We start from the raw sequence: 13,560 nt of genomic DNA on the forward strand, positions 1-13,560 counted from the left end.
CTCGTATCTCGTATCTCGTATCTCGTATCTCGTATCTCGTATCTCGTATCTCGTAGAAGCATAAAAAAGCCCCAACACGAATGTCGAGGCTCAAAGTATCTTTATCTATGTTGTAACTGGACGTCCCTAGCTCACTGCTCTTCGTTGTTTTCAGCAAACTTAGATGGCGACATGCCAAAGTGATGTTTAAACCTTTGACTGAAATAGGAAGGGTCATTGAAACCAGAATCAAACGCGACGTCTGAAATCCTCTCTCCCGCAAGTAACCGCTCGCACGCATGCTCTAAACGCACTTCATTCAAATGCTCTTTAAAGGTCTTGTTATAAGCCGATTTAAAACGTCTCTGTAAACTTCTCTCTGACATGAACAAGTACTTAGCAGCATTTGCCGTACTGAACTCTGCATCGGCGTAGTTTTCACTTACAAGCTGTGACACTCTGTTTTTCCACTCTTGCTCAGCACTTAACCTTTGTTGCTCCGTCGCTGAAACTGTAAGTTTAATGGTCTCAATCTGTTCAATTGTGCTAGCTTCCAAATTATCTAACACTTGATATTCAATCGGCCACGAAAGCTGCACCTTATTTTGAGAGTCCGAGACAAAAGCATTCAGTTCACCACCGCTCTCGTTCATCAATAATGGCAACTTTTCGATGTTTAGGTCGGTCGACTTTCCAGTATTGTCATTAATGCTTGAAGTCAATTTTGGGAAAGGCATTCCATGGTCTCGAATCGTCACAACAAGGTGCTCTTTAACCTCTTCAACCAATACCACCATACTCTGTGACTTAAAATTTCTCTTAATGATGCTAGCGACTAGACTGTTGAAAATAATATCAAGATTAAAATACAGCAAGGATACATGTCGTTGTTTAGTTTCAACTTTAATATCCAGTTCAATACCGGCTTTGGCTAAATCGTCCTGCCAAGCTTTGAGTACAGCTTCTAAGATTAAAATTATATCGTAACAAACCTTTCCCTTCCCTTGTGGCGTGTTACTCAACTGAGCCAAGCCATTTTTCAATGTCAATATTGGCGACTTACCTTGTTCATCATTCCAATTTGGGATCATAGCTGCGATATGATTAACTTCAGAAGAGAGTTCATTAGCAGTATGTGTGACAAGAGCACTCTTAACTGACAACTGTTTTTTAAGCTGTTGATTAGTCGTTAGTAGTATTCGGCTTTGATGCCTCAGTTGATCTGTCTTTAATGCAACTTGCGCCTTTAAGTGCCTGTTGGCGAAAGTGACGTAACGCGATCGCCAAAAAACCAAAGCAGTCACTACACAGATAAGTAATACAAGAGAGCTTGCTGCTGCCCAATTACTCAGATACCAAGGTTCCGCAATAGAAAAGCTTTGGTTCGTTGACGTAAAGCGATAATGGGAGTTCTTAACGGGTTTCACTTCCAACGTATAGTCCCCAGGAAGAAGGTGATCGAGTGTTAGTAACCCCCCTTCAAACTCACTCCAAGGTTCATTGTCGCTTAGTCGATACTCCATTGCAGGTGTGTATGTCGCTGGTAAAATTCCAATCTTAAAACCGATTGATGAGCCATAAGGAATTTCATCTAAATCAGCTGTCTTGCCACCAAGTGATACTATCTGATGGTCGACACTTATCTTGCTCAGCAATGCACGGCTATGAGGTGTTGTTGATACCAATAGCTCATTAGCTAATGCACTCACCACGCCATATCTTGAGCCGAAGATAAGCCTAGTAGACTGGCTACCTTCGCTGTAAAATAGAGCACACGCACCTGCAGCCAATTCATTGGTGATCAAGCCAAATGGTGAGCCGATATGTTTATGCAGTTGCCCATCCAATCCGTAATAGCTAATACCTTTCGAAGAGCCTAACCACATCCCATTATCATCGCTAATTAAACATTTAGGACTGATATTTTCCTCAACAAGAGTGACCTCTTGAATAATAGAACTGTTATTAGGGATTCGATACACACCATAGCTACTCGCAAACCACTGGGATCCATCTTTTGCTTTTTCAATATCGACCACTTTACCAAGCCGCTCGCTTGAACGACTAAAGCTAATTCTCTCATCAAGAAAAGAGTAGAATCCGTGATCAGTACCAACATAAATACGACCTTGTAAACCTATATTGAGAGCGGTAATCTTTGCTGGCAAAAATTTATCAACTAACCAGTCGGTGCCATAACTGGTCAACTTATTGGTTTCGATAGATAACGAATAAAGGTTTTGTCCCGAGGTCATCCAAAGCATGTTATCCGCTTCAAGTGCAAAGTTTTCAACGGGTACACCTTCAATCGCCCTTGGTAGATCGACCTTTTCAGCCTCTAACGTATCAGTGTTGAAACTAATAATACCTTCTGCAGTCGCCAACCAAATTGAAGAACCAAAGATCTCAAAGTCCTGTACTGGGTTAGAGTAAACACGAACGGGGTTATCTTCACTTAGAGAATCAACCAAATAGAGACCTTTGGAAGAAGCAACCCAAGACAGTTGATCGCGAACAAGCTGTACTTTGTTTATCACCACACTACTCGAGTGCATCCCCATTCCCGTTAATGGCGTTCTTGAGAATGTCCTGCTGAACAGTGAAAAGTATCGAATTCCGTTATTGGTCGCGACCCACATTCCACCAGCATGGTCGTTAATTAACGAATATATCTTTTCACCCGGTAACGAAAAGTCTTGATTATCGGCTTGTTCAAATCGTGTAATTTGCCCCGTAATAAAGTTGTAGCTGATAAGACCATGCTCAGTCCCAATCCAGTATTGATCGGTTGTTTCAGCGAGAGAAAGAACATGCGAACCACGCACCCACCTTTCTTTCTTAGGATTTGCAAGATCTATAATCACTGCACCATTCAATGTGCCAATGACTAACTCACGTCTTGCCATCGAAAAATACAGCGTCTCTATATGATTTTTTTCTGATGCACCGATATGAGCAAATTCTTGGCTATCAGAAAGGTACACTCCGGAACTGGTCGCAAGCACCCATTTTGACAATACCCGCTCAGCATCGTTAATCGTAATATCGCTGCTATTGTTGTACCGATACAATTTTAGAAGCGAGTAAGTGCTAAATTCTAAAGATTGAGTATTGTACGTATAGAAATTACTGCCATCTGTAACCCAAATATAATCACCGGAAGCACCGATATTCGCGATCTCAGCCCCCGGGCTTAGACTAAATGCAAGTGCATTGCCGATTCCTGGGCTATGTCGGTACACCTCATTATCAAAGAAAGTCCAAAACTCATCGTTAAGAAACGCGACTTTCTCTGAAGAAAATTGCAAAAGGCTACCTTTTCGAGGGAATAGGGTTCTGCCATCATAAAAAAGTATTTTTCCATGCACATCATGAACCCAGAGTCCGCCACCTTCACCTAAGTACAGATTTTTTGCCGCAAGGAAGTTCCCTTGTGCTTGAACGGGCAAAGGGTAGAAAACGGAGGGTGATGTATTTACCGCAAGAACGCTAAATGAAATGCTCATTAAGATGAACATTTTGAAAATAATTCGATACAACTTTTAATCCTGAACAGCAACAACACATGAAATATTGGTTCTCACAACGCTTGTTGCTGACTAACCAAAAAGTGAGTTTTTTTGTGCTTATTATTATCTTTCTATTTTAGCTGAAATTGACAAAGGAGAAAGGAGGTTTGATATTTGTTGGAAGGTTTTATCTTAGCGGTCACGAAAATGCCGCAAAAAGCGGCATGATTCATCAATTAACGAGAACAAAGTGTCGTAAAGAATACTCGATATTGATTACATTCCACTCAAGCAACTTGTGTAACTATCTGTAAGCTGCTGAAGAAAATCAAAATAGCTTCCACTCTTCACTTCAACCTGCGAACCGACAGGATCAAGTTGTCCTTGTTTAGCGTTACTTCCACGAGTCACCGATTCAATCACCGCTGGTGTAAATTGAGGCTCTGAAAATACGCATTGAACATTTTCACGCACCAAAGTCTTCTTGATAGCTATCAGACTTTTTGCGCCAGGTTTACGCTCAGGGCTAACCGTAAAGTGACCTAGATTATTCAACTTAAATTCTTGTTCGAAGTAGCCATACGCGTCATGGAATACGTAGTAGCCTTTGTCTTTCACTGGCGCGAGTTGTTCATGAATCGCCTGCTGTTGCTCTTTCAAAGCAATCAAGAATGAATCTAGATTCTCTTGATACGCCATGGCGTTATCAGAGTCTGACTCAATTAGCTTAGCTGAGATATACTTTGCCGCGACCTCGACTTGACCGATACCCAACCAAAAATGCGGGTCATGGCTACCATGGTTGTGCCCTTCATGAGCATCGTGGTCTTCATGTCCAAACTCTCTCAAGTTAATCCCCGGAATCTCACTGATCTTGATAACGTTTTCTTTAGAACCAATCACCTTGGTCAAAAAAGCTTCTAGGTCAGGGCCAAACCAGATCACCATATCGGCACTATGAACTTTTTTGACATCCGATGGCTTAAGCGCATAATCGTGCGGCGAAGCATTGCTGTTCATCAACACATCCGGTTCACTAACGCCCTGCGTTAATTCTGTCACAATCATTTGAATTGGTTTGAAGCTTGTTAGAATAGTATTGGCACTTGCAACACTTGGCGCTAAAAGCAAAGTAGCAAGTATAAAAGATGAACGTGACATAATTCCTCGTTAATAGAAAAGTAGCTTAGGCTTGAGGTAAATGTTACATTATAACATTAGCGAATTGCAAATGAGTTCTATTCATGGATAATTTAATCCAACTAGATTCTGTGAGCGTCGAATTTGACGGTCGAAAAGTTCTAGATAACATCTCTCTAAATTTAGAGCGCGGCAGAATCACCACCCTGATTGGGCCAAACGGTGCAGGAAAGTCGACATTAGTAAAAGTGGTATTAGGTTTACAGACCAAATTTTCAGGCACAATAACAAAAGCTAAAAAACTGAAAATTGGCTATGTACCACAAAAATTAAAGCTCAATGATTCACTACCGCTCAATGTAGAACGTTTTCTAAAGCTCACTGGTAAGTTCAGTCAGCAAGAGATCCTTGAAGCATTGAAGCTCGTTGGTGCTGAACATCTACAAAAGAGTAACATGCACCAACTATCTGGCGGTGAAAACCAACGTGTGCTAATTGCTCGTTCATTGCTAAGAAGACCCGATCTACTGGTTCTTGATGAACCCGCACAAGGTGTTGATGTACAAGGCCAAATAGACCTGTACGACCTGATCGATACCATTCGCCACCGTTTTGGTTGCGCCGTATTTATGGTTTCACACGATCTGCATTTAGTGATGGCAAAAACAGACGATGTTATCTGTTTGCATCACCATATCTGCTGTTCAGGCGCACCTGCAGACATCAAACACCACCCCTCTTATATCGCACTTTTTGGCACCGCGACCCAAGAGACCTTAGCCTTTTATCACCACCAACACGAACATCACCATCATGATCTCGCAGGACAGCCTGTCGAAGGCGACGTGCATGAATGTTCAAACCATAAACACGGACACCACTAATGCTTGAGTTTCTTCTTCCCTCTATTTTAGCTGGCTTGGGCATTGCTCTAATCGCGGGGCCACTAGGTTCATTCGTGGTGTGGCGCAAGATGGCTTACTTTGGTGACACGCTTGCTCACGCTTCTTTGATGGGCTTAGCACTTGGCTTTCTGTTCAACATTAACTTGTATTTCGCGCTGCTGATTTGTTGTTTGATGCTGGCTGTGTTGCTAGTGACTTTACAAAAACAAAAGCTGGTCGCGACCGATACCCTACTCGGTATTTTGGCGCACAGCGCTCTGTCTTTGGGTCTTGTCGCCGTGAGTTTCTTAGATAACGTTCGTGTTGACCTAATGAGCTACCTATTTGGTGACTTGCTTGCAGTATCTCCGACAGATTTGGTATTCATCTATGCGGGTGCTGCCGTGATTGGAGTGGTACTTGCTATTTTTTGGCGACCACTATTGTCGACGACCGTTAACGAAGATCTCGCAGCGGTTGATGGCATCAACATTGATTTAATGCGTCTTATTTTGATGCTATTGGTTGGGATCGTGATTGCGGTAGGTATGAAATTTGTTGGTGCGTTAATCATGACCTCACTACTTATCATTCCGGCAGCAACGGCAAGAAAGTTCGCCAATACCCCCGAACAAATGGCATTCCTTGCATCGGTAATTGGTTCTATCGCTGTGTTCGGAGGATTGAGCTTGTCTTGGTTCTATGACACACCAGCTGGCCCGTCTGTTGTGATTAGTGCTGCGGCAATGTTTATGCTGTCTCAAATGGTTAGAAGCCGAGCTTAGCACTTATCAGTACGATCTCGTATCTCGTATCTCGTATCTCGTATCTCGTATCTCGTATCATTGAAAACATACAAAAAAGGCTTGGTCAGTGACCAAGCCTTTTTAATATCATTCAGTTAACTTCTATCTCGTTAGGTAAAAGCCAGCTGATTACCAACCCGTGATTTCACGTAGGCCTTTACCGATGTCAGCAAGAGACTTAACAGTCTTAACGCCTGCTGCTTCTAGTGCTGCGAATTTATCTTCAGCAGTACCTTTACCGCCAGAGATGATTGCGCCAGCGTGGCCCATACGTTTACCCGGAGGAGCAGTAACACCAGCGATGTAAGATACAACTGGCTTGGTTACGTTTGCTTTGATGAACTCAGCTGCTTCTTCTTCCGCAGTACCACCGATCTCACCAATCATTACGATTGCTTCAGTCTCTGGGTCTTCTTGGAAAAGTTTTAGGATATCAATGAAGTTTGAACCTGGAATAGGGTCACCACCGATACCAACACATGTAGACTGACCAAAGCCTTCATCTGTTGTTTGCTTAACTGCTTCGTACGTCAAAGTTCCTGAACGAGATACGATACCTACTTTACCCTTCTTGTGGATATGGCCAGGCATGATACCAATCTTACACTCGTCTGGAGTGATAAGACCTGGACAGTTAGGACCGATCATGCGAACGCCAGTTTCTTCTAGCTTCACTTTAACGTCGATCATGTCTGTAGTAGGGATACCTTCAGTGATCGTTACGATCAGTTCGATACCTGCATCAATCGCTTCTAGGATTGCATCTTTACAGAAAGGTGCTGGTACGTAGATAACTGTTGCTGTTGCGCCAGTCGCTTCTACTGCTTCACGTACTGTGTTGAATACTGGAAGGCCTAGGTGAGTTTGACCACCTTTACCAGGTGAAACACCACCAACCATTTGCGTACCGTATGCGATAGCTTGGTCTGAGTGGAATGTACCTTGACCGCCAGTGAAACCCTGACAGATTACTTTAGTGTCTTTGTTAATTAATACAGACATTATTTAGCCTCCGCAGCAGCAACAACTTTCTGAGCAGCATCTGTTAGAGATACAGCAGCAATGATATCAACATCAGAATTAGCAAGTACTTCACGACCTAGGTCTGCGTTTGTACCTTCTAGACGAACAACTACAGGAACTGTTACGCCAACTTCTTTAACTGCACCAATAATACCTTCAGCGATCATGTCACAACGAACGATGCCACCGAAAATGTTTACGAGTACTGCTTTAACATTGTCATCAGAAAGGATGATCTTGAATGCTTCAGCTACACGCTCTTTTGTCGCGCCGCCGCCTACATCAAGGAAGTTTGCTGGCTTGCCGCCGTGTAGGTTTACGATATCCATCGTACCCATCGCAAGGCCTGCACCGTTAACCATACAGCCAACGTTGCCATCAAGTGCTACGTAGTTCAGTTCCCACTGAGCTGCGTGTGCTTCACGCTCGTCTTCTTGTGAAGGATCGTGCATTTCACGAAGCTTTGGCTGACGGTACATTGCGTTTGAGTCAATGTTGATCTTGCCGTCTAGACAAAGCAGGTTGCCTTCGCCAGTGATTACAAGCGGGTTGATTTCTAGTAGAGCTAGGTCGTACTGAGAGAACATTTGGCCAAGACCCATGAAGATCTTAACGAACTGTTTAATTTGATCGCCAACTAGACCAAGTTTGAACGCAAGTTCACGGCCTTGGTAAGCTTGAGGGCCCACTAGAGGATCGATCGCTGATTGGTGAATCAACTCTGGAGTTTCTTCAGCGATTTTCTCAATGTCCACGCCGCCTTCAGTTGACGCCATGAATACAATTTTGCGCGTTGCACGGTCAACAACAGCACCTAGGTAAAGTTCGTTAGCAATGTTCGATGCTTCTTCAACTAGGATCTTTGTTACAGGTTGACCATTAGCGTCTGTTTGGTAAGTCACTAGGTTTTTACCTAGCCACTTTTGTGCAAACTCTTTAACGCCTTCTTTGGTGTCATGTAGCTCTACGCCGCCCGCTTTACCGCGACCACCAGCGTGTACTTGACACTTAACGACTTTCTTGGCTGTACTGATACGACCTGCAGCTTCGAAAGCTTCTTGTGCAGTATCACATGCGAAACCTTCTGGTACAGGCAAACCGAATTCTGCAAACAGCTGTTTGGCTTGGTATTCATGCAAATTCATTTTGATATTCCGTTTATTTTCCCTTAAGGGATTATTATTTCCATAACGACACAGTTTCCTGTGGTACGTCTGTAGGGTCTTCTCAAATCAACTGCTGTCCATTTTCTAATGGCTTTACAGTTCAATTGAAGGCCAGACGTTGAGCAGCCTAGCCTTTGAAACTTTTTACGTCTAGCTAACCGGGTTAACTAGACGTTTTAGAGATACTAAACGTCTAATAGCAGACGTGCAGGATCTTCTAGGAGCTCTTTGATGGTCACTAGGAATCCAACTGATTCTCGGCCGTCGATTAGACGGTGATCGTAAGAAAGCGCTAGGTACATCATTGGTAAGATCTCAACCTTACCATCAACAGCCATTGGACGATCTTGGATTTTGTGCATACCCAAAATTGCCGCTTGAGGCGGGTTGATGATTGGCGTAGACATTAGAGAGCCAAATACACCACCGTTCGTGATAGTAAAGTTACCGCCCATCAACTCATCAACAGTTAGCTTGCCGTCACGGCCTTTGATTGCTAGCTCTTTGATGCCTTTTTCAATGTCAGCGAAACCTAGTGTGTCACAGTCTTTCAGTACTGGAGTTACTAGACCACGTGGCGTTGATACTGCCATGCTGATGTCGAAGTAGTTGTGGTAAACGATATCTGTACCATCGATAGAAGCGTTGACTTCTGGGAAACGCTTCAGTGCTTCTGTTACTGCTTTCACGTAGAAAGACATGAAACCAAGACGCGTATCGTGACGCTTCTCGAATTGGTCTTTGTACTGCTTACGAAGATCCATGATTGGCTTCATGTTCACTTCGTTGAAAGTAGTCAGCATCGCTGTGCTGTTCTTCGCTTCTAGAAGACGGTTTGCAACTGTCTTACGTAGGCGAGTCATAGGCACGCGTTTTTGGCTGCGAGCCGCTGCTGGCGCTTCAACTGCTGGTGCAGATGCTGCTGCCGGAGCCGCTTTCGCTGCTGCTAGGTGTGCGTCAATGTCTTCACGAGTAATACGACCACCAACACCAGTGCCTTTAACGTCAGCTGGTTGTAGGTTGTGCTCTGCAAGAAGACGACGAACAGCAGGGCTTAGTGCATCGTTGCTTTCTTCTGTTAGCGCCGCTTTGTGGCGTTTGTCAGGAGAAGCTTCTGTATCTTCAGTGGTGTCTTTCGTTGGTTCACCAGCGACAGCACCAGGCTTAATTTTAGCCAGAAGCTGCTTAGAAAGTACCGTAGCACCCTCTTCTTCGATGATAGCTTCCAGAACACCCGCTTCAGGAGCCGGTACTTCTAGAACTACTTTATCTGTTTCGATGTCTACAATGACTTCATCACGTGCAACGGCTTCGCCTGGTTTTTTGTGCCAAGTCGCTACTGTTGCGTCAGCCACAGATTCAGGTAAATCTGGAACCAGAATTTCAATTGTCATGTCTGTATTTTCCTTTTACTTCTAGTTCTTAAGTAGGGTCAAAGCGTCGTCTACTAACGCTTTTTGTTGTTTCAAGTGCACCGACATATAGCCAACAGCTGGTGACGCTGATGCAGGACGACCTGCGTATTGAATATCAGCACCTACTGGGATAGCAGCTCGGAAATTATGTTGGCTACTGTACCAAGCACCTTGGTTTTGTGGCTCTTCTTGACACCAAACGTAATCGACTACATTTGTGTATTGTGCGATTGCAGCTCTCACGTCCTCATAAGGGAACGGGTAAAGTTGCTCAATACGTACAATAGCGACATCGTCTTGCTCGTTCTTACGTCTTTGGTCAAGCAGGTCAAAGTAAACCTTACCTGAACAGAACACGACGCGTTTTACGTTCTCAGGAGCCAGATCATCAATTTCTGCGATAGCTGGTTGGAACGTGCCTTCTGCCAAATCTTCAAGAGAAGATGTGCACAAAGGGTGACGAAGCAATGACTTAGGTGACATTACAATCAGTGGACGACGCATTGGTCGAACAACCTGACGGCGAATCATGTGATAAACCTGAGCTGGCGTTGAAGGAACAACAACCTGCATGTTTTGTTCAGCACACAACTGAAGGTAACGCTCAAGACGCGCAGAAGAGTGCTCAGGGCCTTGGCCTTCATAACCGTGAGGAAGCAACATAGTTAGACCACATAGACGTGCCCACTTTTGCTCACCTGATGAAATGAATTGGTCGATAACAACTTGTGCACCGTTTGCAAAATCACCAAATTGAGCTTCCCAAAGGGTGAGACCGCTTGGCTCTGCTGTCGCATAACCATACTCAAATGCCAGTACCGCTTCTTCAGATAACACAGAGTCAAACACTTGGAAGGGCCCTTGTTTATCATGAATGTTCGCAAGAGGAACATACGTGCTTGCATCTGATTGATTGTGCAGTACTGAGTGACGGTGGAAGAACGTACCACGACCTGAATCTTGGCCAGAGATACGAATACGCTTACCGTCGTCAACAAGTGTTGCGTAAGCCAGAGTTTCAGCCATACCCCAATCGACTTGTTTCTCACCATTCACCATGGCAGTTCGATCGTTGTACAGTTTATTTACTCGGCTTTGTAGCTTGTGGCTGTCTGGGTATTGGCAAAGTTTAGTACCAAGCTCTTTCAGGCGCTCGATATCAATCTTATTGTCCCACTCGATGTTCCAGTCGTGACCTAGGTAAGGAGACCAGTCCACAGAGTGAAGTGCCATTGGGCGCCACTCTTTAACCACAACTTCACCGTGATCAAGTGCATCACGATATTCGTTAACTAGCTGAGTTGCTGTATCAATACCAAACTCTCCACGCTCCATTAGCACGTCAGCGTAAAGCTTACGTGGTGTTGGATGCTTCTTGATTTTTTGATACATCAAAGGCTGTGTTGCATTCGGCTCATCGGCTTCGTTGTGACCGTGGCGACGGTAACAAACCAAATCAATAACAACATCACGCTTGAAGGTATTACGGTAATCCAATGCAAGACGCGCTACGAACGCAACCGCTTCTGGATCATCAGAATTAACGTGGAAAATCGGAGCCTGAACCATCTTAGCGATATCTGTACAGTACATCGTAGAACGTGTATCGCGAGGGTTGGACGTTGTAAAACCAACTTGGTTGTTTACAACGATACGAACCGTACCACCGACACAGAAACCACGCGCTTGAGACATGTTAAACGTCTCTTGCACTACACCCTGACCAGCGATAGCTGAATCACCGTGGATAGTAATTGGAAGTACACGGCTGCCATCTTTATCGTCTAGACGATCTTGTCGAGCACGTACTGAACCGATAACTACCGGGTTTACGATTTCTAAGTGAGATGGGTTAAATGCAAGTGCTAAGTGAACGTTACCGCCTGGGGTTGCGAAATCCGCAGAGAAACCTTGGTGGTATTTCACATCACCAGTACCCCATGAATCATCGCTGTGCTTGCCCGCAAATTCGTCAAACAGGTCTTGTGGCTTTTTACCAAGCACATTGACCAGCATGTTTAGACGACCACGGTGAGCCATACCAACAACAACTTCACGCATGCCTTGTCCACCGGCATGACGAATGATTTCTTTCGTCATTGGGATAAGAGCATCACCACCTTCCAAAGAGAAGCGTTTTGCACCAGGGAATTTCGCACCAAGATAGCGCTCAAGACCTTCAGCAGCCGTTAGCTCCTCTAGGAAAGCTTGCTTTTCTTCTTTATTGAAAGACGGTTGACCAGATACAGACTCTAAACGTTGTTGGATCCAACGCTTTTGTTCTGTATTAGTCATGTGCATGTATTCAGCACCAATCGAACCACAATAAGTTTGCTTTAGAGATTTGTAGAGATCTTTAAGCACCATCGTCTCTTGGCCAATGGCGTAAGAGCCGACGTTAAACGTCTCGTTGAGGTCTTCTTCGGTAAGAGTGTGGAAAGAAGGGTCCAGTTCAGCGACTGTATCTCTTTCCCATAAACCTAGGGGGTCTAGATTTGCTGATTGATGCCCTCGGAATCGATAGGCATTAATAAGTTGCAGAACCTTTACTTGTTTCGCATCGACATCTGGATCACTAACTTGGACACTGTAATGCTTTGTTTCTTGAGCGAGTCGACGGAAGTATTCACGAACACGAGAGTGTGGTTGTTCCACCGCTTCTGAAGCTTGCACAGGCAGTTCTTCAAAAACGCTTCTCCATTCGTCACTTACCGAATCGGGGTCACTAAGATACAGTTCATAGAGTTCTTCTACGTACGTTGCATTGGCGCCAGCCAAGTGTGAAGACTCGAGCCATGCCTTCATCACGCCGTTGTGCATATTTTCCCTTAACCAGTAGTTTTCACGTTTGCTGCGGTCTATGCCGAGCTATTAAAAGGCCGCCCCAAAACTTCTAGGGCGGCAATTTTTATATAACTTAAACCGAACGATTCACAAGCATGGTCTTGATGTGACCAATCGCTTTCGTCGGATTTAATCCCTTAGGACAAACACTTACACAATTCATTATGCCATGGCAACGAAAAACGCTAAATGCATCATCAAGATCGGACAGACGTTCGTCTGTCGCCGTATCTCGGCTATCTATAAGCCAACGGTATGCTGCAAGTAGGCCAGCTGGTCCGATGAACTTATCTGGATTCCACCAGAATGATGGGCATGAAGTCGTACAACATGCACACATAATACATTCATACAAACCATCTAAATGAGCTCGCTCATCAGGGCTTTGTAGGTTTTCACGAGCCGGTGGCACATTGCCATCAGACACTAAGAACGGCTTAACTTTTTCGTAGTTATCGTAGAACTGAGTCATGTCTACGATTAAATCACGCACGACAGGCAAACCTGGAAGTGGGCGAATTACGATTTTATCTTGGCCAGAAAGTGCAGACAGAGGCGTGATACACGCCAATCCGTTTTTACCATTCATGTTCAAACCATCAGAACCACATACACCTTCACGGCATGAGCGACGGAATGAAATCGTTGGATCTTGCTCTTTCAAAAGAATAAGCGCGTCCAAAAGCATCATGTCAGAACCTTCTTCCACCTCTAGGGTGTACTCTTTCATGTAAGGTTTCTGGTCCACGTCTGGGTTGTAACGGTATAAAGAGAAATTCAGTTTCATGGTCATA

The 13,560-nt window shown here is 44.4% G+C and carries 9 protein-coding genes; 2 read left to right on the forward strand and 7 right to left on the reverse strand.

Annotation, left to right across the window (positions count from 1 at the left end):
* Nucleotides 1-131: 131 nt before the first annotated feature.
* Entirely contained in the window at nt 132-3,518 is a 3,387-nt protein-coding gene (locus AB6D80_RS18520) for a helix-turn-helix domain-containing protein (RefSeq protein ID WP_372189239.1), read from the reverse strand.
* A gap of 246 nt (nt 3,519-3,764) precedes the next feature.
* A complete protein-coding gene (gene znuA, locus AB6D80_RS18525) occupies nt 3,765-4,649 on the reverse strand; it encodes a zinc ABC transporter substrate-binding protein ZnuA (protein ID WP_372189241.1) in 885 nt (294 codons plus the stop codon).
* Between the two features lie 83 nt (nt 4,650-4,732).
* Between znuA and znuC the strand changes: the two genes are divergently transcribed.
* On the forward strand, nt 4,733-5,512 hold the full coding sequence (znuC, locus tag AB6D80_RS18530; RefSeq protein WP_012604527.1) for a zinc ABC transporter ATP-binding protein ZnuC: 780 nt from the start codon (nt 4,733-4,735) through the stop codon (nt 5,510-5,512).
* Entirely contained in the window at nt 5,512-6,297 is a 786-nt protein-coding gene (gene znuB / locus AB6D80_RS18535) for a zinc ABC transporter permease subunit ZnuB (RefSeq protein ID WP_009847315.1), read from the forward strand. The genes znuC and znuB overlap by 1 nt, the downstream gene beginning before the upstream one ends.
* A 150-nt stretch (nt 6,298-6,447) precedes the next feature.
* Here znuB and sucD read toward each other — a convergent pair whose 3' ends face one another.
* The 5 genes from sucD to AB6D80_RS18560 all read right to left on the reverse strand — a co-directional run bounded on the left by sucD (nt 6,448) and on the right by AB6D80_RS18560 (nt 13,553).
* Nucleotides 6,448-7,320 carry a succinate--CoA ligase subunit alpha gene (sucD, locus tag AB6D80_RS18540; RefSeq protein WP_017096870.1) on the reverse strand — a complete coding sequence of 291 codons (873 nt, stop codon included), beginning with the start codon at nt 7,318-7,320 and terminating at the stop codon, nt 6,448-6,450.
* Nucleotides 7,320-8,486, reverse strand: a complete 1,167-nt coding sequence (sucC, locus tag AB6D80_RS18545; RefSeq protein ID WP_009847317.1) for an ADP-forming succinate--CoA ligase subunit beta — start codon at nt 8,484-8,486, stop codon at nt 7,320-7,322. Before sucC ends, sucD begins: the two co-directional genes overlap by 1 nt.
* A 206-nt stretch (nt 8,487-8,692) precedes the next feature.
* Complete coding sequence (gene odhB, locus AB6D80_RS18550) at nt 8,693-9,901, reverse strand: 2-oxoglutarate dehydrogenase complex dihydrolipoyllysine-residue succinyltransferase (protein WP_009847318.1); 1,209 nt, start codon at nt 9,899-9,901, stop codon at nt 8,693-8,695.
* A 21-nt stretch (nt 9,902-9,922) separates the two neighbouring features.
* Nucleotides 9,923-12,742 (reverse strand): 2-oxoglutarate dehydrogenase E1 component, encoded by a 2,820-nt coding sequence (gene sucA / locus AB6D80_RS18555; protein ID WP_012604529.1) that lies wholly within the window; start codon nt 12,740-12,742, stop codon nt 9,923-9,925.
* A 97-nt stretch (nt 12,743-12,839) separates the two neighbouring features.
* Complete coding sequence (locus tag AB6D80_RS18560) at nt 12,840-13,553, reverse strand: succinate dehydrogenase iron-sulfur subunit (RefSeq protein ID WP_009847320.1); 714 nt, start codon at nt 13,551-13,553, stop codon at nt 12,840-12,842.
* Between the last annotated feature and the right edge of the window lie 7 nt (nt 13,554-13,560).

This window comes from Vibrio sp. 10N.247.310.17 (assembly GCF_041466605.1).
Classification (GTDB): Bacteria; Pseudomonadota; Gammaproteobacteria; order Enterobacterales; family Vibrionaceae; genus Vibrio; species Vibrio tasmaniensis_A.

What these genes read in the sequence shown, in the direction of transcription:
- znuA (WP_372189241.1), bottom strand. Translation starts at nt 4,649, where the DNA reads ATGTCACGTTCATCTTTTATACTTGCTACTTTGCTTTTAGCGCCAAGT.
- znuC (WP_012604527.1), top strand. Translation starts at nt 4,733, where the DNA reads ATGGATAATTTAATCCAACTAGATTCTGTGAGCGTCGAATTTGACGGT.
- znuB (WP_009847315.1), top strand. Translation starts at nt 5,512, where the DNA reads ATGCTTGAGTTTCTTCTTCCCTCTATTTTAGCTGGCTTGGGCATTGCT.
- sucD (WP_017096870.1), bottom strand. Translation starts at nt 7,320, where the DNA reads ATGTCTGTATTAATTAACAAAGACACTAAAGTAATCTGTCAGGGTTTC.
- sucC (WP_009847317.1), bottom strand. Translation starts at nt 8,486, where the DNA reads ATGAATTTGCATGAATACCAAGCCAAACAGCTGTTTGCAGAATTCGGT.
- odhB (WP_009847318.1), bottom strand. Translation starts at nt 9,901, where the DNA reads ATGACAATTGAAATTCTGGTTCCAGATTTACCTGAATCTGTGGCTGAC.
- sucA (WP_012604529.1), bottom strand. Translation starts at nt 12,742, where the DNA reads ATGCACAACGGCGTGATGAAGGCATGGCTCGAGTCTTCACACTTGGCT.
- AB6D80_RS18560 (WP_009847320.1), bottom strand. Translation starts at nt 13,553, where the DNA reads ATGAAACTGAATTTCTCTTTATACCGTTACAACCCAGACGTGGACCAG.